Origin of the sequence: Robinsoniella sp. KNHs210, assembly GCF_000686105.1 — a bacterium.
Taxonomy (GTDB): domain Bacteria; phylum Bacillota; class Clostridia; order Lachnospirales; family Lachnospiraceae; genus Robinsoniella; species Robinsoniella peoriensis.
The window spans coordinates 290,161-312,751 of sequence record NZ_JMLZ01000002.1 but is presented as its reverse complement, the minus strand read 5'-3'; the positions used below and the strand labels follow the sequence as shown (position 1 = coordinate 312,751).

The 22,591-nt window shown below is 40.0% G+C and carries 20 protein-coding genes; 3 read left to right on the top strand and 17 right to left on the bottom strand.

All coding sequences use genetic code 11. From position 1 onward, the window contains the following. Window positions 1-94 precede the first annotated feature (94 nt). The 5 genes from CD03_RS0108230 to ilvD form a co-directional block, all read right to left on the bottom strand. Window positions 95-652 carry a DUF3877 family protein gene (locus tag CD03_RS0108230; protein ID WP_027293237.1) on the bottom strand — a complete coding sequence of 186 codons (558 nt, stop codon included), beginning with the start codon at window positions 650-652 and terminating at the stop codon, window positions 95-97. Window positions 653-856: 204 nt separating this feature from the next. Next, on the bottom strand, window positions 857-1,420 hold the full coding sequence (locus CD03_RS0108225) for a DUF2812 domain-containing protein (RefSeq protein ID WP_027293236.1): 564 nt from the start codon (window positions 1,418-1,420) through the stop codon (window positions 857-859). Continuing rightward, window positions 1,398-1,736 (bottom strand): PadR family transcriptional regulator, encoded by a 339-nt coding sequence (locus CD03_RS0108220; RefSeq protein WP_027293235.1) that lies wholly within the window; start codon window positions 1,734-1,736, stop codon window positions 1,398-1,400. The genes CD03_RS0108225 and CD03_RS0108220 overlap by 23 nt, the downstream gene beginning before the upstream one ends. 259 nt (window positions 1,737-1,995) lie before the next feature. Further along, window positions 1,996-2,472: an IS200/IS605 family transposase gene (gene tnpA, locus CD03_RS0108215; protein ID WP_027292570.1), complete on the bottom strand. Its 477-nt coding sequence runs from the start codon at window positions 2,470-2,472 to the stop codon at window positions 1,996-1,998. Between the two features lie 256 nt (window positions 2,473-2,728). Beyond that, entirely contained in the window at window positions 2,729-4,447 is a 1,719-nt protein-coding gene (gene ilvD, locus CD03_RS0108210) for a dihydroxy-acid dehydratase (RefSeq protein WP_027293234.1), read from the bottom strand. Between the two features lie 266 nt (window positions 4,448-4,713). On the opposite strand from ilvD, the gene CD03_RS0108205 reads away from it, so the two are divergent. Continuing rightward, window positions 4,714-5,397 carry a FadR/GntR family transcriptional regulator gene (locus tag CD03_RS0108205; protein ID WP_027293233.1) on the top strand — a complete coding sequence of 228 codons (684 nt, stop codon included), beginning with the start codon at window positions 4,714-4,716 and terminating at the stop codon, window positions 5,395-5,397. A gap of 142 nt (window positions 5,398-5,539) precedes the next feature. On the opposite strand, the gene CD03_RS0108200 is transcribed toward CD03_RS0108205, so the two are convergent. Further along, on the bottom strand, window positions 5,540-6,997 hold the full coding sequence (locus CD03_RS0108200; RefSeq protein WP_044289245.1) for an aspartate ammonia-lyase: 1,458 nt from the start codon (window positions 6,995-6,997) through the stop codon (window positions 5,540-5,542). A 164-nt stretch (window positions 6,998-7,161) separates the two neighbouring features. On the opposite strand from CD03_RS0108200, the gene CD03_RS0108195 reads away from it, so the two are divergent. Together CD03_RS0108195 and CD03_RS0108190 are read left to right on the top strand one after the other, a co-directional pair. Then, window positions 7,162-8,109, top strand: coding sequence for a LysR family transcriptional regulator (locus CD03_RS0108195; protein WP_027293231.1), 948 nt, complete (start codon window positions 7,162-7,164; stop codon window positions 8,107-8,109). 287 nt (window positions 8,110-8,396) lie between these two features. Further along, complete coding sequence (locus CD03_RS0108190) at window positions 8,397-9,350, top strand: putative ABC transporter permease (RefSeq protein ID WP_027293230.1); 954 nt, start codon at window positions 8,397-8,399, stop codon at window positions 9,348-9,350. A gap of 7 nt (window positions 9,351-9,357) precedes the next feature. Here the strand turns inward: CD03_RS0108190 and CD03_RS0108185 are convergent, their stop codons facing one another. From CD03_RS0108185 to rsgA, 11 genes are all read right to left on the bottom strand, one after another. Next, on the bottom strand, window positions 9,358-10,200 hold the full coding sequence (locus tag CD03_RS0108185) for a pentapeptide repeat-containing protein (RefSeq protein WP_027293229.1): 843 nt from the start codon (window positions 10,198-10,200) through the stop codon (window positions 9,358-9,360). Between the two features lie 167 nt (window positions 10,201-10,367). Further along, entirely contained in the window at window positions 10,368-11,747 is a 1,380-nt protein-coding gene (locus CD03_RS32885; RefSeq protein ID WP_044289243.1) for an MATE family efflux transporter, read from the bottom strand. 327 nt (window positions 11,748-12,074) lie between these two features. Further along, window positions 12,075-12,845: a hypothetical protein gene (locus CD03_RS0108175; protein WP_027293228.1), complete on the bottom strand. Its 771-nt coding sequence runs from the start codon at window positions 12,843-12,845 to the stop codon at window positions 12,075-12,077. Window positions 12,846-12,937: 92 nt separating this feature from the next. After that, a complete protein-coding gene (locus tag CD03_RS0108170; protein WP_027293227.1) occupies window positions 12,938-13,504 on the bottom strand; it encodes a 5S rRNA E-loop-binding protein in 567 nt (188 codons plus the stop codon). Window positions 13,505-13,776: 272 nt separating this feature from the next. After that, window positions 13,777-16,182: an ABC transporter permease gene (locus CD03_RS0108165; RefSeq protein ID WP_027293226.1), complete on the bottom strand. Its 2,406-nt coding sequence runs from the start codon at window positions 16,180-16,182 to the stop codon at window positions 13,777-13,779. A 13-nt stretch (window positions 16,183-16,195) separates the two neighbouring features. Then, window positions 16,196-16,861, bottom strand: coding sequence for an ABC transporter ATP-binding protein (locus CD03_RS0108160; protein WP_027293225.1), 666 nt, complete (start codon window positions 16,859-16,861; stop codon window positions 16,196-16,198). 184 nt (window positions 16,862-17,045) lie between these two features. Beyond that, on the bottom strand, window positions 17,046-18,077 hold the full coding sequence (locus CD03_RS0108155) for a sensor histidine kinase (protein WP_027293224.1): 1,032 nt from the start codon (window positions 18,075-18,077) through the stop codon (window positions 17,046-17,048). After that, the gene (locus CD03_RS0108150) at window positions 18,074-18,763 is read right to left on the bottom strand and encodes a response regulator transcription factor (RefSeq protein WP_027293223.1); all 690 of its coding nucleotides are present in this window, start codon (window positions 18,761-18,763) and stop codon (window positions 18,074-18,076) included. Before CD03_RS0108150 ends, CD03_RS0108155 begins: the two co-directional genes overlap by 4 nt. Before the next feature lie 581 nt (window positions 18,764-19,344). Beyond that, window positions 19,345-20,295 (bottom strand): GNAT family N-acetyltransferase, encoded by a 951-nt coding sequence (locus tag CD03_RS0108145; RefSeq protein WP_027293222.1) that lies wholly within the window; start codon window positions 20,293-20,295, stop codon window positions 19,345-19,347. Further along, window positions 20,282-21,307, bottom strand: a complete 1,026-nt coding sequence (locus CD03_RS0108140) for an aminoglycoside phosphotransferase family protein (protein ID WP_027293221.1) — start codon at window positions 21,305-21,307, stop codon at window positions 20,282-20,284. The genes CD03_RS0108145 and CD03_RS0108140 overlap by 14 nt, the downstream gene beginning before the upstream one ends. Window positions 21,308-21,325: 18 nt before the next feature. Next, window positions 21,326-22,378, bottom strand: a complete 1,053-nt coding sequence (rsgA, locus tag CD03_RS0108135; RefSeq protein WP_027293220.1) for a ribosome small subunit-dependent GTPase A — start codon at window positions 22,376-22,378, stop codon at window positions 21,326-21,328. Window positions 22,379-22,591 lie beyond the last annotated feature (213 nt).

Below are 22,591 nucleotides of genomic sequence, written 5' to 3'. Positions count from 1 at the left end.
ATACTTTATTATCGCTGATGCATCTTACCGGCTTCAATCAGCCGCATCAATCGCTCACAGTGAACCGCATCAACACCTTTGCCTCCCCCCTTATTTAGCAATCACAGTGAACTACTTTTTCAAAATCATAATCTAAAAGCCGATGGTAATAATGCCCCATTTCATCAAACGTAAAGCAATAGTGGAACTCATCTATATGCTTATCCTGGAAAGTAATCACATACTGGAATTCAGAATGTTGGATTTCCTCTACGGTGATATGTTCCGAAACCTCCCGGAAAACGTCAATAATCTCCTCCAGTCCGCAGGCTGGTCCCTGTAATACCTGAACAAGTTTTTTCAGAAATTCACGGCTGGTATTGTTCTCATAGATATACTTTACCCCTTCTTTTGGAACTGCAAACTCATATCTTCCTGCCTCGAACTTTACTTTCAAATCGTGAAAATGCGGTTTCACAAATTCTGCAAATTCAGCCATGCAGTTCTGCAAAGACGTTTCTTCCATTTCCCCGGTATCCAGCAAATAACAGATCAGCCCCGGATCATAAAAGACACTGACGCTTTTTCCTTCCATATAACCAATCTTAACCATACCTTCAAATATCATATCTGATATATTTTTTTCTAAATGTGTAAAATTATAGTTTTCCATTACACTGCCTCACTTTCAAATATGCTCCGGGTCTTAAAAATACTAGTATATCCGGCACTGGTACCCCTCAGTTTTCGGATTTTGACAGACAGGTACAATGATTTTCAGACACGATTTTCAGACACGCTTAATCATTATTGTAACAAATTTTACTGATTTCTTCCAGCGTATTTCAAAATTAAAACGTATGCCAAAAACTTCATCTTATCTCTCCAACGGATTCCGTAATGCATCGATCATCCGGTTTAATTTTCTGAAGTTGCGTAAATGGAGTACTAATATCAGCACATAAATACAGCAGTAAATTGTCATTATGACTCTGAATACCAAACTGTTCCAATTTGCCCCTCTATTTATAAGAGGTATAATAAAGCAGCACAAAAGCACGGTAAAAAAAGTGGTAAGCAAAATAACCTGACGCTTCAATATCTTTTTACAGCACTCTGCTTTTGAAGTGTTATCACTGAAGATTTGGTTTTCTTCAACTGATTCTGATTTCTTTTTGCGAAAATAGTAAAAACTGTTCAGCTTCATCAGATATTCCCATCCATAATCTTCATAGATAGCAAGATAACCGGATTCATCATTTTCTTCATCATTATAATCCAGCTGATAAATATATTCTTCCGGCCGGCAGGCTTCAAACCGGTACGTAAATCCACCTGTTCCCAGAAACCTCCATCCTCTTCGATGCTGTTCCATCAAAAAACGCTCTTCATCTTTAAAATCAGCAATAGAAAAAAATTTATGCATTTTCTTGATTTCCATAATACCGCTCTCCTTTACTATTTTGATATAATCTTTGTATCCTTTTTAATTCTATCTGCAGGATCTGTTCTCCAAGAGGTGTTATGCGATAAGACTTTCTCTTATTCTCCTCTTTTGTAAAACGGATCAGTCCATCTTTTTCCATTTTAGATAAACTGCCGTACATTGTGCCCGGGCTGATTACAATCTCGTCTGAAGTAATCTCCTTCACATGCTGCATAATATTATATCCGTGCATTTCATTTTGCAGAGAGAATAAAATATAAAATCCTGTTTCTGTCATTGGAATATATACACGTTTAATTTTTTCATCCATTTTCTACATCCTTCTTTTCAGCATTCACTTTTATTTTTCCTTAATATTTATTGCATTCTTCACCTCGATACATCGCACTGCTATATATCGTACTTTGAGTATATCGCATTGCGATATAAAAGTCAATACAATCAGTACCACCGGCTTAGCCGGTGGTTTGTTTTCCGCCCTATAAGGGCTCGTTTCCGGTACTGGAGTCTAAAGACTCATCGAAAGGTTCGCCAGCCGCAACGTCAGTTACCTGCTAAGCCCCTTGGGCTTATTTCTTTTTGCTTTTGTTTACTGGCTCACCCGTAAACGGGTCAATATACTCCTTCAAAGACATTTGATCATATTCCAAATCTTCCTTTAGTTGATTCCGAATATACTCTTCTATTTTTTTTGCATTTTTTCCTACTGTATCTACATAGTATCCTCTGCACCAAAAGTGTCTATTTCCATACTTATATTTGAGATTAGCATGTCTCTCATATATCATTAAGGTACTTTTTCCCTTTAAATACCCTACAAAATCTGACACACTTATCTTTGGCGGTATTTCTACTAACATATGAACATGATCTGGACAGATTTCTGCCTCCACAATATGCACTTCTTTGCGCTTGCATAACATACTTAAGATATTTGCAATATCCTTTTTCAACTCGCCATATATAATTTTTCTTCTATATTTCGGTGCAAAAACTATATGGTACTTACAATTCCACTTTGTGTGTGCTAAACTATTATTGTCCATTTGGACTACCTCCTTTGATTTATAAAACGGTTGGCGAACCTATTTTTATTATATCATTGGAGGTTTTTTACACAACGCTAAAGCTATTCCAACCACCCGCAGAGCAGGTGGTTTATTTGTTCTCCAAAGTTCCGTTTTTCGGATCAACGAAAAACTCCTCAATGGAGAACAGGGCCATGCCCTAACAAAAAAAACCTTCTGCCATTCAGACAGAAGGATATTATAAACCATTTCAGCTGCAAAGCGTCCCCTGAATCTATTTCATATATCCACCCTTCATAGGGGACACCGCATGTTGCGCAAATATATTTAAAACACCAGACTTATACTTTTCTTTAGCCGGTTTCCACTCTGCTTTTCTTTTATCGAGAATCTGCAGGATTTCTTCCTCACTGCATTTTTTTCCATCTATCCCGGCGATTCGAAGAACTCTGTTTTTAATATCCATTTCAATCAGATCATCTTCTTTTACCAGAGCAATCGGACCTCCTTCTGCCGCCTCGGGAGACACGTGTCCGACTGCCGGTCCTTTGGATGCTCCGGAAAAACGCCCATCGGTTATAAGAGCTATCGTTTTTCCCAGTTCTGCATCAGAGGAAATGGCTTCCGTTGTGTAGAACATTTCCGGCATGCCGCTTCCTTTAGGACCTTCATAACGGATAATTACTGCATCCCCCGGCTTAACATCGTGATTCAGTACTGCCGCTATCGCATCTTCTTCACAATCAAACGGACGTGCACGAAGAAGTGCTTTGAACATTTCTTTTGGTACCGCAGAATGTTTGACAACTGCTCCATCCGGTGCCAGATTTCCCTTCAGGATTGCAACCGTTCCATCGGATCCAATGGGATCATCGAAGCTTCTGATAATATCGGTACGCTTTAAATTCCATTTTTCCAAATATCCACTGCATTTTTCATAAAATCCGGAGTTTTCTAAATCCTCCAGATTTTCGCCCAATGTCTTTCCGGTGACTGTCATGGCATCCAGATGCAGCATACTCCTGATTTCTTCCATAATTGTGGGTACACCGCCAGCATAATAGAAAAACTGTGCCGGCCATTTTCCAGCGGGACGGATATCCAGCAGATAGTGTGCTCCCCGATGCATCCGGTCGAAACTTTCTGCATCAAATTCTATACCAAATTCATGTGCAATCGCAGGGATGTGAATCAGGCTGTTGGTAGATCCCGAAATTGCTGCGTGAACCATTACTGCATTTTCAAAACTTTCCTTTGTTACAATATCCCGTGCCTTAACTCCTTCTTTTGCCAGCTGTACCGCACGAACCCCCGCTTTGTATGCAACTTCTTTTAAATCTTCACAGGTTGCAGGCATAAGTGCACTTCCCGGCAGCATCAGCCCCAGCGCTTCTGCCATTATCTGCATGGTAGATGCGGTACCCATAAAGGAACATGCTCCGCAGGATGGGCATGCGTGCTGTTTATAGAATGTAAGCTTCTCATTCGATATTTCCCCTCTCTGACACATGGCACTATAGGCGCCGATCTGCTCCAAAGTGAGCATATCCGGACCGGCATCCATAACCCCTCCGGTAACAATGATACTTGGTATATTGATTCTTCCGATACCCATCAGATGCGCCGGGACACTCTTATCACAGCTTGCAATGAACACTCCGGCATCAAAAGTTGTGGCATTTGCATGGATCTCAATCATATTAGCGATCATATCCCGGCTGACAAGGGAATAATTGATACCATCATGTCCCTGAGCCATTCCATCACATATATCCGTGGCATAATATCTGGCTGCTTTTCCACCATGTTCATTAATACCCCGAACAGACTCTTCTACAAAGAGATTCAGATGTGCACTTCCCGGGTGGCTGTCCCCATAAGTACTCTCAACCATAATCTGTGGTTTCTCTAAATCTTCCACGGACCATCCCATTCCCATTCTAAGAGGATCCATTTCCGGTGCCAGCTGACGAATTTTTTGACTGTTATACATAGTTCATTCTCCTTTTTATACATACGATCTTTTATTCTCACCTTTACGCGTCAATTCATACGATGTTTTATGCTATGAATATAAATCTTTCATTCTTAAAAGTCAAGTATCAGATGGAATATCGTAAATTTTGTATGTATTTCTGCTTTTGTTTTGTTCATTATTCTCAAAATTCATAGGATGACTTTTACTGGATTTATTTATATGAAGAAACCATTGAAAATCAACCCGTGATACTATATAATCATTTCCAGGAAGGTGATCATATGAATTCAGAACAAAATCAAGATAAAAAGAATCTTACCGGACAGGCATCCGATTTTATTATTCAATATATTAACGAACAGCATTTACAGCCTGGGGACCGTCTGCCGAACGAAACAGTATTCTCTAAATCACTGCAGATTGGACGTGGAACCGTACGGGAAGCGATGAAATTACTGGAATCCAGAAATATTGTTGAAATCAGACAGGGTTCCGGCACTTATGTATCTGCCAAAAAAGGGGTTGCCGACGATCCTCTGGGACTTATTTTCATAGATGATAAAGAAAGCCTCGCTAAAGATCTGATGGAAATCCGTTTTATGATTGAACCATCAATTGCGGCTATGGCTGCCCAGAATGCCAATGAGCAGGAAATCCTGCAGATACAGGGACTCTGCCAGGAGATCGAATCGCTGATGCGTGCAGGTATAAACCATACACAAAAAGACATTGAATTTCACACGGCCATTGCCATGAGCAGTAAAAATGTGGTAGTACCCCGGCTGATTCCCATAATCAACAGCACTATTGAGTTATTCATTGATTTAACCGAGAATACTTTAATAGAAGAAACTCTTCAAAGCCACCGTGATATAGTGAATGCCATTTCCAGGCACGATGCAGTAGGTGCCCAGGATGCCATGTATCTTCATCTTGTATATAACCGCCGTCGTATCCGTAATTAACATGGTGTAAATATTTTTTTATAAAATCAGAAACCCCAGCCGCAGATCCTTCACGTTATCTGCAGCCGGGGCTTCTTTTATATTCTAATCTTAGGGAGATTGAACATGCTATTTTCCATTAATGGATATTTGTTTAACAGTTTTATCTATTTTCGAATTCTCTTTTTAAAATCAATTCTTTACCGGAAATACCAGGCTGCGTCATGTTAAGCGGCTCCAGAATGGTATCTATCTCTGCTTCATTTAACAGCCCTTCCTGTACCACCAGTTTTCGTACCGGTGCACCGCTTTTAATTGCTTTTTTAGCTACTTCCGCTGCTTTCTGATATCCTACGTGAGGACAGATGGCGGTAATCGTTCCAACGCTGTTTTCTACTAATTCCTTACATCTTTCTTCATTAGCCGTAATTCCGGTTACGCAGTTGTCTACAAAAGTCTGAACAGCATAACCCAGGGTATCAATCGACTGGAAAAGACAGTAAAATACAATGGGTTCAAAAGCATTTAATTCCAATTGTCCTGCTTCTGCGGCCATGGTAATGGTCATATCATTTCCGATAATGTTAAACGCAACCTGATTTACTACTTCCGGAATTACCGGATTTACTTTGCCCGGCATAATAGAGGAACCATTTTGTTTTGCCGGAAGATTGATTTCCCCAAATCCTGCCCTTGGTCCGGATGACATTAAACGAAGGTCATTCGCAATTTTAGACAAGGTAACTGCACAGGCTTTTATAGCTCCTGATACGGCTACAAATGGGTCCAGGTTCTGGGTTGCATCGATCAGGTCAAATGCCTGAACAAATCCAATACCGGTAATCTCAGAAAGATTTGGTACAATTCTTTTTAAGTACTGTTCGTCTGCATTCAGTCCGGTACCAATGGCTGTTCCTCCCATGTTGAGGGTGAGCATTTCCTCCATTGCTTTATCCATACGGTTAATATCTCTTTGTATCGCTACCGAATAAGCGCGGAATTCCTGTCCCAGACGAATGGGTACTGCATCCTGCATCTGTGTTCTTCCCATTTTGATCACATGGTCAAATTCCTGGGCTTTTGCACAGAATGCTTTATACAGTCTTTTTAATTCCTTTTGGGCATTCTTAAGCAGGTTCAGGGAAGTCATTTTACCTGCAGTGGGGATTACATCATTTGTGGATTGCCCGCAATTTACATGATCATTGGGGTTTACGATACTGTAATCACCTTTTTCGCCGCCCAATATCTCAATTGCCCTGTTGGCAATTACTTCATTGGCATTCATGTTCAGTGAAGTTCCCGCCCCGCCCTGAATGGGATCTACAATAAAATGTTTGTGCAAATGTCCGTCTAATATCTCATCACATGCCTGTACAATGGCATCTGCTATTTTTTTATCCAGCTGCCCTACTTCACAGTTTGTGATAGCTGCTGCTTTTTTTATGTATGCAAGGCTGTTGATAATCTCCGGATGCATAAATAACCCTGTAATCTTGAAGTTTTCTGCCGCTCTTAAGGACTGTACCCCGTAGTATACATTTTCCGGAACATCTTTCGTCCCTATTGAATCATTCTCCATACGATACTTTACGCCATCCAGCTTTACTTTTTCAACCATGATACCTGATCTCCTATCTTCTTTGCCGTGTATTTTATACTTTTTTTGTTTTGATTTGCTTTGTTTTGATTGACCTCATTATATACGAGGGTTATAATATAATCAAATACAAGTTTTTTTATATAACTTATAACCTGTATGTTATATCACATTGGAGGCGGACTATGTTTTCATCAATGAAATATATTTATGAAGTATATAAGGAAAAAAGCTTTTCCAAAGCGGCTAAGAATCTGTACATTTCCCAGCCCGCTTTAAGTGCCACTGTAAAACGGACAGAGGAACAAATTGGTGCACCTATTTTTGACCGCAGCAGCAATCCCATACGGCTGACGGACTGTGGCGAAAAATACATTCTGGCAATCGAACAGATTCTCAGTATTCAAAACGATTTTACCAATTATGTCACGGATTTAAACCAATTAGAAACGGGCAGCCTCTCCATCGGAGGCAGTAATCTGTTCTCCTCTTACGTGCTGCCACCTTTGATTTCGGAATTTACCAGGCTTTATCCGAAAATCCATGTTGATCTTCTGGAAGAAAGTACTTCCAGGCTGGAACAACAGCTTTTAACGGGCACACTTGACCTGATTATTGACAACTATGTGTTTGACGAAGCAGTCTTCGCAAAGCATTTGTATCAGGAAGAACATCTGGTTCTGGCTGTACCTAAAGCACTTTCTATCAATCAGACACTTGAGGATTACCAGATAGATCCGGCTGCCATTCGTGACGGCAGTTTTCTGAATACCGGATTCCCGTCTGTACCTCTGATTTCTTTTCAGGATGAGCCTTTTGTTTTCCTGAAAACAGAAAACGATACCGGAGAGCGGGGGCTTACCATCTGCCAGAACCATGGTTTTAAGCCAAATATTATCCTGAAACTGGACCAGCTGATGACTGCATATAACGTTACCTGTTCCGGGATGGGCATCTCTTTTATCAGCGACACGCTGGTTGCCTGTGTACAGCCTCATCCCGATGTGCTGTATTATAAAGTGGATGACAGTAAAATCGGACGAAACATATATTTCTTCCGTAAACAGAATAAATATATGACCCGCTCCATGCAGGAGTTTCTGAATCTGGCATCCAGAAAGTCACAGCTGTAAGTTTCAGACAACATAAAAATCTGAATAGCAGCGGAACAAAAGCCGAACTGCTGCTGCCCGGTTGACACCCTCGCTTAAAAGGTATAACATGGATTTATTATAAGCTTATGGCTTCATTTATGTTTATGGCTTCATTTATGCTCATGGCTTCATTTATGCTCATGGCTTCATTTATGCTCATGGCTTCATTTATGCTTATTGCTTCATTTATATGAGTTTCTATTATGGATATTCCGTACTATTATTTCATTAAATTCATTAAATACAGCGAAAGGAGTTACTTTGTAATGAACTATAATTATACCCTGGTGGACTGGCTGCTGTTTTTCTACATCTACTGCTTTATCGGCTGGTGTATCGAATCCACCTTTGTTTCTGTCAAACAAAAAAAACTTGTGAACCGCGGGTTCATGAGAGGGCCATTTCTACCACTATACGGAAGCGGAGCTGTGCTGATGCTCTATGTATCCATTCCGGTTCGCAATAATCTTCTAATGACCTTTCTGTCAGGCTGTATTGCAGCTACAGTTCTGGAATATGTCACGGGAGTTGCCATGGAAGCACTTTTCAAAGTCCGTTACTGGGACTACAGCGATCAGCCCTTTAATTTCCAGGGTCATATCTGCCTCAGCTCTTCCATCGCATGGGGATTTCTAACAATTGCCCTGGTAAAATTCATCCATGGTCCGGTAGAACATCTGGTGCTCTCACTGAATGATTCTCTGGCTTCCATCACAGCTACCGCTCTGACTGTTATAATCGCAGCTGACCTGGCACTCTCCTTTAAAGCTGCACTGGATATCCGCAATATGCTGGAAAAGATGACAAAAGCAAAGGACGAACTTTTAAAAATTCAAACCAGGCTGGACGCCATTATTGCATTCTCGGACACTTCTTTTAGTGACAGTGAAACGCCCAAAGAAAGTTTCACACAGACGGCGCGGACCCAGCTTGGCGAGTTAATGCAGGGAATTCGCGAACGGCTGGATACCCTTACGAAAAATGCTTTTGAGAATAATGACAGTGCAAAAGAAAATACGGCACAGTTTCGCGATGAGCTGGAACATTTAAAAGAGAAGTATATTATTGAAAGAGAAAAGAGAAATTCCCTGCGGGAACGCCTTGGATTTTACAAAAGAGATATGTTAAAAAGCCATCCCACTGCAAATTCCAAAAAGTTTAAAGATGCTTTCATTGAATTGAAATCTGCAGCGGAAGAGCGTAAGAAAAAGAAGAAATAGCCGGAATCTATTGTCCTTTCCAGGATTTTGGTCTGCATAAGGTTTTGGGCAGCTTAGTATTCTCATTACCCTGAGCGGCATTCACCTGGGCCTGGGTGAGAAAAAGACTTTCGCTCAGGTCTGCATTTCGAATATTTGTATCCCGCATATCCGCTCCCAGGAAATTCGTTCCGAACAAACTGCAGCCCTCCAAATTAGCCGCAATCAGCAGGGACATGCTAAGATCCTGTCCATCCAGATTAGCTTTTTTGAAATTTTTCCCCATATTATCGGACCTTCTGACTGTGTTTTTTCCGGGAGCAATGGAGTTGGCTGTAAGTTCTCCTGCTTTTTTCAATATAAGGTTAACCCTGGTACGGTATTCCTCAATATCAATCTGTAATATTTGATCAGACGGAAGTGCTGTCATGTTCTTGTATTCGGTAATCAGGGCATCGATATCTTCCGCCAGCTTTTCAGCCGGAATGACAGCCGCTGCTTCCGCCAGGTACCACACCATCTGATGCAGCTGCCAGACCGCCAGAAACACCTGGAAAATCTCAGATGCCGCTTCCGGACGCTGCTTCCATGACACGCCTCCATAAATATCACTGGTCACTTTCTGCCCTGCACCGAGACAGTCAAAAGCCATGCATCCTTTCAGATTGTACTGCATCAGTTTTTTATGCACGGCACAGCTAAAATCTGACATAAGATTCGTACAGGGTTTCCCGGCTGGTTTATCATTTGGGAAACCCTCTGATTTTGAAAAATATAATGCGGTGCAGCAAAGCCCGCTGCATTTTCTACAGTCTATTTTCAGGCTCCGGACTAATTCTTTATATTGCGTTGATTTATGTAATGTTTGCATCTGTCTTCCTTTCCTGGCAAACCGCCATTACCATTGGCATTTCTTGGATAGATACGCAAGTCTGCATAATCTATATTTTACCCCATGAAATTATCATTGGCAACAAAAAAAGCAGCCAGGTGTACGGAACCGGTGCGGGCTGCACCCTTAAAATTTACGATTTCAGCTTAACCTGGAGCACCAGACATATGAGCCCTCATACTATTTAGTTCCTTATGAAGTTGAACTGCCATAAATACGGTTATCAGGGCAGAGATAACATCAGAAACAGGTTGTGCATATAGAATTCCGTTCATTCCCCAAATAAATGTAAGTAACAATATGACGGGTATAAAGCAGATCCCCTGTCTGCAGGCTCCAAGGATAAATCCTTCTTTTGCTTTTCCAAGTGCAAGAAATAATGAGGAATAGACGGTGTAGAAGCCAAAAAGGAAGAAAGAAATTCCATAAGCCGCCAATGCTTTTTGACCGGTCTTGATCAGTTCCGTATCATTTTTTGTGAATTGTGAAATGATTTGCGTTGAAAATAATGAGATAATGAAACCAAAAATCACGCAGAATACGGTTGACCAAATTATTGTTGTCTTAATCGCTTCATATAAGCGGTCATATTTTCCAGCTCCATAGTTATAGCCTGCTATGGGTTGAAATCCTTTAATAAAACCAAACACCATCAGACTTCCCATGGAAACAATTCTAGTGACATCGCCCATACCTGCGATTACAGAGTCCCCATATCCGTTTATTTTTGCTATTCCGCTGATGAGGGCGATGGAAATACTTGTTAATAACTGAAAGATCAACGTTGGCACACCGATCTTAAATATTTCAGATAAAATTCCTTTAGCAAAATAGCAATCCTGAAATCTAAAACTGAAATTACTCTTTTTACTGAAAATATAGAACAAATAAACAACTGTAGATACTACCTGTGAAATAGCTGTTGCAATCGCAGCTCCGGCGATGCCCAAGTCCAGTGTATAGATAAATACCGGGTCTAAGATCACATTCAGTATAGCTCCAGCCAATAATGCAAACATCGTTGTTTTAGCAGAACCTTCGCTGGTTACAATGTTATTCATAGTGACATTGAAAACATTAAATATAGATGAAATGATATAAATACTTGTATACGTCACCGCATAAGGCAAGATACTATCTGTTGCCCCCAGTAGTTTCAATATTGGGTTTAGAAAAATTATCGTACAGATGATAACTGCTGCACCGGCAATCACGCTGCAGTACAGAGCGGTACTTGCAACTTTATTTGCAGTATCTTTATCACCGCGCCCTAATAACCTGGAAATATAGGATGCGGCTCCATTTCCAAACAGAAGCCCCAGCCCTACAATGACTTGCCCCAGCGGAAAAGCAACCGCTATTGCACCATTTTGCGCAGTTCCCAATCCCGCAACAAAATAAGCATCAACCAAATTGTAAAGTGCATTCACCATCATACCAATCATGGTCGGCAGACCTAAAGCTAACAGCGCTTTGGGAATCGGTACCTTTCCTAATAAATCTGTTTTCTTGTTTTCTTTACTCATCACAAACTCCTTCCTTATCCCGAAACTAGTTATAAAATACAGTACTATAAATTATAGTATATAAGGTAACGATTATGATACTACTATAATTTATAGTAGTTGTCAATAAGGAATGGAGATATTTTTTTGGATGGTATTTTATTGTTAGGAAATCTCATTGCCTGCTCCAAGTATTCCGCCAGTGCGGGTTTAAAATTGGCTCTTATTATAATTGGCGAGTTTTATAATTTCTTTCTGACAGCTGTGCATCATACTTTGTGGGGAATTTGTTCCAAAAGCAGAAGGCGTTGCGGGCTACGCTGACTATTTTCGGGACAAATTCCACGTTTATGTTATCGTCTGTTCGGGAATACGATTTACAGAACAAAAATAACTGTATAACTCCATTGTTTCTTCTTCCTGCTCTGTTCCGACTGCATTATTACAGATATCATAGATAATCTTCTGCATAGTCTCATTTTGAAAATACTTAAACGGGACTCTGCCCCACTGATCAGGAAACGCTTCTCGCTTAAAATATCTCCAAAATGAAATTCTATTCTCATAAGGCAGAATCAATTTATATTTATGATGGAGTTTTATCTGTTGATCCTTACATTCTTTTCCCCAGAAATATTCATCTGCCATTGCTATACCGATTATACATCTTTCATCTTCTCCACCATTTCCACAATCAGTCAGGATGACTGCTGAATTCGGCTGCACATTTGAAGGTGTTCTTGGTCTGCCTTTCATTTCTCCGCTTAAAAAGCATCCCGTTTCAACATAATCCAAATTTGTAATTTCTTCCTCCAGAATATCATATGCCACTTGCGATTTTAAAGGAATTTTCATTGTATACATACGGTTACGGTACTTAATATCCCTTTCCATTCTTTGCTTTCCCGTTTCAATTACCCTTAAGCGTTCCTCATTTAACTTTTCAATTTTCGTTTGAATAGAGATGTTCTTTAACGTTAAATACTGTTCAAATGCTTCAGGAAACAGAAACAATTTCTCACTTTTTGCAAAGCAGACAGTAATTTTATTTTCAGAAAGCTCTGTTATCACACCTTTTCCATATTTCTTATGCTTTACTGCTTGACCTAATATATTCATTGAATTCCTCCCTAAAAAAAGAGCCTTTCCTGCACAACACTTAAGTGTCAACATTCCAAGCTCTTTTTGTTGTTCTCACATACGCCAAATAGTTATTCCTCCGGCTGTGCCTGAGTCTGCTGCTTTCTTTCACTTATGCGCAGCACAATCTCATCAGTATCTACCTGTAATTCAATTTTATCACTCATAAGTTCTGGAATATCCTTAACGGTAAGTATAACACCTGTTTTCAGTCCGTCAGCATCAATCGTGATTGTATCAATCATATCCCCTGGTAAAGAAGCATATGGAATTTCCATAAGCAATTTTTCCAACTGCCCTCCAAGTTTTTTATCATTTGCAAGAAGAATATGAATGACACTATTGACTTTTTCATCTGTTGTTAATGCCTGAAAGCTAATGTGCAAAATTTCATCATTTAATGGATTGAAAGATTTTTCCTTGATTTGTACCGGAATAATCTTTCCATCAAGATCCAGTGAAAGTTTGCTGCCTTCACGTTTCTGGCGAATCAATCTGCGCGCTGTCGTTTCTTCCAACTGAATGGAAAGTGACTCTGGCAGGGATTTACCAAACACGTTACCCGGAATCATACCGAGACGTCTCATTTTCTTTGCCTTTACAGTAAAATCACGCTTTTGAACACTAATGTTTTCCATTTTTTAATTCCTCCTGTATTTTGTGATTTATGTTTATTTGTTGCCTTAAAACATTACAATCGGTGAACCCCTGACAAGCCTATAAAAAAAAGAAGAGCTCTTCATACAACGCCGCTAAGCGTAATACCAAAAGCCCTTCTTTAAGACGGTTCTTTTTATTTTCAATTGATTGTAATGAATGTAGTATAACATAGAATTAAAAAAAAAGCAAATTACAGAAATATATTACTAAACTACGTTCAACACATATGATCATTTATCATATAAATTTGTTAATTCACTGACATTGTTTCAATTAATGATAATTTATTTTGATGCTTCAACATAGCCCCTGTCACTATAACTGTACATAAAACCACAAGGATACAATACACTGCGGCAATTCCAAACGGGAATTGATAATTCAAATAAGTCATAAGTCCATTTTTCAAGAATAAACAAAGGAGATTCCCAATGCCTCCACCAATGAAAAGAGATAACACCAAGCCGATTGCTATGATAATCAATCCTTCATAGCGCACCATAGAAGCAAGCTGTTTTTGTGACATTCCAACCGAGCGCATAAGGGCAAATTCTTTTTGCCGGGTTATGATACCAGTCAGTATTGTATTAACTAAATTCATAACTGCAAAGCATCCAATTAAGGCAACTGCAACCATAAGCGCAAGTTTCATTCCCTGCAGGAAATTCTCATTTTGTGCAATCGCTGCAGACAGTGTTGTAATTTTAAGTTCTGGTGTCTCAGTCATAATCTGGTCTATTTCCATTTCGGCTTGTTGTTCTAACTGATTAGAAACACGAATTGTATACTGATACGTTGTATTGCAGGATGCAAGATTATTCATGGCATCCAAAGGTAACATGAAACTATCTATTTTATCTCCGTTATCCCCTATCTTGCTTTGATCAAGAATCATACCAATCTCAAAATCCATATTACGACAAATAGATCCATCAAATACTTTTAACGTAATAGTTTGCCCAACCTCTAAATGAATATTCAAATTCTTTTCCAAATCATCGGGTCTGCCAATAATAAGCTGGTTTTTCATAGCCATTTTATCATAATCCAACATGGTTCCCTCTGCAGCACAAGACTGTATCAACTCCATATCTTCACGATTAAAACTTACAATGGCAGCATCAGATTCCTCCGCCTCAAGTTCAGCAGATACCGGAAGATAATGATACTCAGTGATAGATTCCATTCCCGAAATACCGGATAAGGTAGCCTTTACACCATCTGTAAACGGATTTGATTCTTGAATTTTCTCTAACGACTGATTCAGCAATGTTTCATTGCTTATATTAATAATGAACTGCCCTCGTGGGAATCCTGACAGAGACATATCTTCTGCATTGATGGAGGAAAGAATCGAAGACACTCCCAGCAGCAATGTACCCGTAATAATCAATGACATAATCGTCAGAGCATTCTTCTTTCGGTTACTCGCTATCTGTTTTTTTGCTAACATGGCAGGTGAGATTTTCATTGGCCGAAATGTCTGATTTTCTTTTTCCACCTGTGTTCCAATATAACGATATGCATCTATAGGCGATACTGTTGCCGCTATCATAGCAGGTTTTCTAATGGAAAGTCTTACCGTTATATACACCAGGACAGCGACTAATGGACATACCCATAACAGACTACCAGGATGAAATCCCTGTGGAATTAGTAAATAGGATAATACCCCTCCCGCCACGAGACCGATTGGAATGGATATTACAGATAGCGAAAATCCCTCACGAAACACCAGTTTCTTCACTTGCCTTCCAGTCATACCAATTGTCCGTAATTGCCCATACTCTTTAATCGAATTGATAATGGCAATATAAAAAATACAGTATATCACCAAAACGCCTGCCACAATAATAACAGCCAGTCCGGCGATTGCTGCCCCGACTAAAAAGATAGATGGTTTGGACAGATTGATATATGCCTCATTCATAGATGGCATTTTTTGAATACCTGCACTTTTTATAACTTTTTTAACTGATTCCTCAATATCTGCTTTGGAGTCAGCTGAACTTGTATTTACCCGAATCATAACCGAGGGAGGAAAGTTTTCCCACCCTTTCTGTACAACATAATATTGTTCAGAAACAATGGCAGCGTATAAAGTTCGGTCCGTCCCTGCAGCTCCCGTTTTCAAATACCCGGAAATCACAAAATCCGTTTTTTCCTGTGTGCCGGGCATAGTAATGGAAATTGTATCACCTATCCCAGCATTTATCCCCAGATAATCCAGATAATCTTTCTCGATAAGTATTTCGTTTTCTGATTCTGGCATCTTTCCATCTGCCACAGCTAAGCCATTCACCGTGAGGGCATCTGAATTAGAATAAGAAACATTCAATCGACTGTTCTTTTCCTTACTGCTTCCCATAGCGGCGGAAAGACCAGACAACCTCACTTGTTCATTTAATTGAATCTTCTCAAACTGTTTTTGACTAATGCCCGAAACAAGTGCGTGATAGGAACCCGTAATGCTATTTCCACCATTTCTGTTTACAGTTGCAATACCTGAAATCAAAAGTAATACCGTAGACATTAGCATGGTTGCTAAGGTAATTGCCGAGATAGAAATTCTTTTTTTCAGTTTATCATGCTTCAATTTAGCAAAAGCTATTTTATAAGTAATCGCACTTGTGTCATTTTCAAAAGGCCAAGTCATAGCCAGCCACCTCCTATTCTATGCTCTTGCCATCTTCGATTCGCACAATACGGTCTGCAAGCTGGGCAATCTCATTGTTATGGGTAATCATTACAATCGTTTGATTAAACTCTCCGCTGGTGCGCTTCAAAAGTCCTAGTACATCGGCGCTGGTTTTACTGTCAAGGTTCCCGGTTGGTTCGTCGGCAAGGACTATGGCAGGTTTGCTAATGAGTGCACGGGCAATTGCAACCCGCTGCTGTTGTCCTCCTGAAAGATTATTGGGCATATTCTTTAATTTATCCTCCAATGCCAGCATCCTTACAACCTCATCCATGAATTTCTGATCCACTGTATTGCCATCAAGCTCTACCGGCAGGACAATATTTTCATACACGTTTAAAATCGGCACCAGATTGTAGTTCTGGAAAACAAATCCAATATTGCGACGACGAAAAATTGTCAATGCTTCATCGTTCTTTTTGGCAAGTTCTTCCCCCCTGACAATTACACTGCCAGAAGAAGGTGTATCAAGCCCGCCCATCATGTTCAGCAGCGTAGATTTTCCACTTCCGGATGTTCCAACCACTGCTACAAATTCCCCCTGCTCCACGGAGAGATTCACACCATCCAGGGCACGGGTAATGTTTGGCTCCACTCCGTAATATTTTTTCAGATTAAAAGTTTGTAAAACACTCATATTCCAATACTCCTCACTTTCAATGTTCTTCAACTGTTGATGGGACTATTATAAGATTCAAATGTCACAGAAATGTCCGAGGTATAGACAACTTTTTCTAAAAATCAGTCTCGAATATTACAAATCACGGACATTTCAAAAAAATAAAGCGGCAATCCTCCCAAAAGGGCTGATCACCGCTTCATCATTTGCATGGAAGAAAAACAGAAAAGATGGAACCTTTTCCAACCTCCGACGTAACTTTCATATAACCGCCCTGTCGTGTGATTATTTCACGGGCCAAATACAACCCAATACCAACACCTGGCTCATCGTGTACTGCTTCCTCCCGGTAAAAGCGCCGAAAAATGGATGCCTGATTACTCTCTGGAATCCCTTTGCCAGTATCAGCAATATCCAGCTTTACATACATTTCCCATTGTTCTACTGAAACACTGATCCTGCCACCGGCGGTAGTATATTTTACTGCGTTATCCAGCAGATTGAAAAGAGCCTCCGTCGTCCATTTGCTGTCATGGGACAGGTGTAAATCCTCCGGACAGTTAACTGTCACAGAAATATTCTTTTTTTCAGCGCCATAGACAATACCACTCATAGCCTGCGCAAGTGTGGTATACAACATGCAATCGTTCTTTTCTAAATGAATAGCTCCTGTTTCCAACCGAGAGGTTTTTATAAGAGACTGGAAGAGAAAATCTAATTTATCGGTTTGATTTTGGATACCTTGCAAAAAGTCTATTCGCTCCTGTTCTGTGACTGACTTTGTCAGTAACGTGTCAGTTACCATTCTAAGATTACTAACTGGCGTTTTTACCTGATGGGAAATGTCTGATACCAGTGTTTGAAGTTCCTGACGTTCCTGATCCACCTTGCGTCGATTTTCCCGCATAATATCATATAGCCGGGAAATCCGGTGAATAATGCAGGCAAAGAGTGTTTCGCTGTCAATAGCCTGCTCTGGCTTATCATTGCCGCTTATCATGCGGTCCAAAGTTTGGCACAGGTCGCCGGTAAACATGGATAAGCGTCTGCCAAAACAATATACCAGAAGGAACAGCCAGACAAGAGCACAAACCGTCAACATCACACCAGCCCAAAGCATAAGGGTGTTCTCAATAAGTATGTAAAAGAACACGCTAATTATTAGCATGGAGCATATTGCACCTGCTCCAATGAGCAGACACATATTTTTGACTGAAAGACATTTCTGCTTCATTTCCGTTCACCCCCAGTCCATTGATACCCCATTCCATAAACCGTTTTAATGTAGGTGTCTCCCTCTGCTTCGATTTTCCCTCGTATGCGGCTAATAGCAGTTGTCAGGGTGTGTTCGTCCACATAATTATCCTCTGCGTCCCATAACTTTTCTAGCAGTTGACCACGGGTAAGTACCTGGTTGGGATTTTTACAAAATAAGTTCAACATCTTAAATTCCATTGAAGAAATCGTCAGCATTTTTCCATTCAGATTGGCAGTCAACTCCGAAAAATCAAGAAACAATCTGCCATCATTGTAAATATCTTTTGTTGGTTTGTGGTGTTCCAACATTGCAAACATTGCATTGATTTTTCTCTGTAAGGCACCAATGGAAAATGGTTTTGTAATATAGTCCACTGCTCCCACCTCATAGCCCCGTATCTGGTCGCTTTCCTGATCGTTGGCAGTCAGAAATATGACCATCGTATCCGGATGTTCCGGTTTAATTAAGTGACAAACATCATATCCGTTGCCATCCGGCAGATTGATATCCAGCAGCACCAGTTCAAATGACTTTGTGTTCAGTTCTTCAGCGGCTGTATGTGCGTTTAATGCTGTGGTAACATCATATCCATCCGATGTCAGATTGTAGGCCAGCGTTTTATTCAAAAGTGTGTCGTCCTCGACAATTAAAATCTGTTTCATATCGTCATTTCCTCGCTTCAAATTTTGTATTTAGTATAACAGGCAAATGTCCTTAAAATGTTACAGTTGGCATTCAATAAATAATATTATATTTTGCTACACGGATTAAAGCAAGTTATAGAATTCAAAGAAGCCAGGTGACACAAGCAAAAAAAACCTTACCAACTTTCAATCATTTTTGAAAATCAGTAAGGTTTTTCTATGTCATATTGAAATAAATTTTACTCATTTAGTGAGAGCCAATGTTGCCAAATCTTTGCCGCAGCTTAAATAAATTTGTTTGGAATCCGCTTAAACACTGGGTTCTTTAGCACTTACATCATTCCCACTCGACTTCTATATCTTTTCAAATGGCAATTATATGTATTTTTAGTTCGCTTTTATTGTAGATTTTTGCAAAACCACACGCACTTTATCTGTATTATCAAAATCTTTTGTAGCCAAAATGTAGCCAGTAGATTTCATTCACCTCAACACCTGCAAGCCACTGGATATGATTTAAAGTAGGTAAAGCACTTGACACAAAAATGTTTCAAGTGCTTTACCTTTTCCCGTTCATTTATGAGCGGATATCATGATTGCTATTCAATTTTTAGGATGTTCTCATCAATCCTCCTCACTACACTATGCGTGTATGGCGTAAAATATTTTGTCCAAAAGCCATAGGCGGTAGGGTTGAGGCTCTCAAAATCCACACCAAAGCGAGTATAGCCCTCCGACTTTAGCGTGGCTATCGTGAAATTGAGCAAGTTTTGATAAGCACCTTTTCCCCGATGTTCAGGCAGGCAATAAGCGCCTTGAATGTGACGGTAATCCCCTCCGCTTGCAGCAAACGCTTCACCTAAGTCCGAGATTTTAACAAATGCACACAACAATTTATTTTGTTTAGCCACAAAATAACGAGCACTCTCGTTTTGACACAGTTTTGCAAAACTTTCAATGGTGTCGGGTTTCCGGTTCATAAAAAATGGACTTTTACAGAAATGTCGATTGAGTTGATAGTCTAACGGATAAATGGACGGATATTCATTTGGTGCAAGCTCTGAAAATTTGTATTCTTCGCAAAAAGCGCAAGGGATCACCTCCATTGGACGGATTGCATCCATACAGCGCAGACCAAAGCCGTAAAGATAAAACTGCCGTTGTAGTTCTTCATCATGCGCATATAAACACACAGCATGAGCAACCGCTTCAGCGTTTACCCACTTAGCCCCATTTGCTTGATACATAGCGGCATAGATTTTTGCACGGTTTTGCTTTACCGCACCATTTGCACCCATAGGTGAGAAAATCCCTCTAACGTCTGTAGAGCCAAAAGCTTTATCAAAGGGCGGATAGCTGCATAAAAAGCCAAGCATCTTATCTCCCTCAAATGCAGCTACACCAAACCCATTGTTCGCAAAGGGAGTTAAATCGGGCACAGTTTCAATTGGCGGTAGTGCGGGAACGTGACGGCGTTCTTCTTCGTAACTCGCTAAAGCCAGTGCGGTTGCTTCAGGGATATGGGCATGCGTAAAATCAACAATTTTCATATGGATTCATCTCCATTTCGTAAATTTTTTGTAGTGTTTGAATCTGTAAGTGCTTTACTTCCTCCGATTCCGCAAACTTATACCACTCCACTAACCGATATCCAAATATAATAATCATCATTTCCCAAATACAGCTTTTTGATATATAGGATATGTCTACATATTCTGAAAAGCCTTTATAGTAAGCAGGTACGCAACTTCTGTAATATTCCACCATGTGCTCGACATCTGCTTCATCGGCAATCAGGCTTGCAATATCCTCACCAAGATATCCCCACCCTGCGGTATCCCAGTCAATCACTCGGATATTCCTATTTGAATAAAAAATATTTGTTATCCAAAAGTCTCTATGACACCACACCACCGGCAAGCTTTCAATTTGTTCCCATATTGTATCAAAATGTTCATCAACATCAATTAACATTTTGCAGAGATGTTTCGGAATCTCACAGTTTTCAGAACGGATGTAATCAAACACCTCATTCCACGACCGATAGTGGAGGTAATTCTTTTTTGCAAATTCAACCTCACTCAAATTCGTCATTTTTTTCAGCACATCTGCCTTTTGTGCATAAAGCCTACCCTGAAACATGCCCAATTTCTCAGCCGCACACTCATACATCGCCCCCGTCAAGTCAAGTCCTGACACACCCTCTACATACTCCATCCATATTTGTACTTCATCATCTGTAATTTCTTGATAATAACACTTCGGAGAGCGTAAAGATTCATCGAACAGCGCATCTATGCCGCATGCATAAAGGTCATATTCTCTGCGCCATGAGCCCGCATCAAAGTTACGCTCCCATTTTTTCTGGGTTTTATGGACAATTTTAAAAGGCAACTCCTTTTTTTCAGACATTTTTGCAATCCCACTTATTAACCTCACATCACCCACAGTTCCGCCATGGAGAGGGGTAATATCAAAGGTTGCATCGGTGATTGGTTCGCCAAATTTTTCGGCTATTGCTTTCATAAGTGACTCTTTAAACTTATTTACTATTTTGTTCATTATGATTTTTCCTCCCACCTAGTTTTTCTGTTTGTTTTTCATGGCAATAGACTTACCTCGTGCATCTTTATCCCGCAAGACTTGGCTCTTATCATTTGCAAATTTCACTTCATGCTTAATTTTCAGATAGCTCTCCAAACGTTCTTGTGAAAGTGTGCCACTTTCTATGGCAGCTAAAATTGCACAACCAGGCTCATTTTTATGTTGGCAATCAGAGAACTTACACATTCCTATATATTGTTCCACATCCACAAAAACCTCGCCAACTCCCTCTTTTACATCCCACATACCTAACTCACGCATACCTGGTGTGTCAATTATCATAGTACCATTGGGAAGCATAATCAGTTGACGATGTGTAGTTGTATGTCGCCCACGGCTATCATCCTGTCTAATTTCCTTAACAGTCATAATTTCATCCTTGGCAAGCGCATTGACAAGACTTGACTTTCCCACGCCGGATGAACCAAGGAATACAATGGTTTTACCCGGCTTTAGATAACTATACAGAGCATCCAATCCATCCCCCGTTTTTGCACTGATTACATGGACTTCGCATTTGGTTGCCAACTTCTTTATAATTTCCAATTGTTTTTCTGCATTTTCCACAAGATCAGACTTTGTTAATAGCACCACAGGTGTCGCTCCTGACTGCCATGCAAGGGTAAGATATCGTTCCAACCGCCGCGTATTTAAATCATGGTTCAAGGACTGGATAATAAATACGAAATCAAAGTTTGCTGCCACTACCTGCTCTTTCACCGTCTTCACATATCCTACTGCGTGACCGGAAAAATCATTTCGTGAAAATTTTGTCTTACGCTCAAGTGTTTTCACGATTTGGCTGTCACCGTCAGAATTGTAATTAATCAAAACAAAGTCTCCGGTTGTCGGAAAACTCTCTGATGTATCCGCATAATATACGCTGGCTTTTAAACGTCCAAAGATTTCTCCATGTTCACAAATCAAAACATAACGTTCTTTGTGAACCGCCATAACTCTCGCTACTTTTTTATTGTTGCTTTCAATAATAAATTCTTGTGTTAATCCATAGTCTTCTAGTCTTATCATTCATTTCCTCCATAAAATTTGTTGATATCGTTTGAATTGCATTTGTCATAATCAAGCTCCCTTCAATTTAATTTTCCATGAATAGGGCATGTTTTTAAAAAAGAGCGCAAAAATACCGCAGAAAGTAGCCCCGTTTAAAGGCTACAACTGCGGCTCATTTTTTACATAAAAATAACACACCCTAGAGTGTGCTACAACCGTAAGTTATAGAAT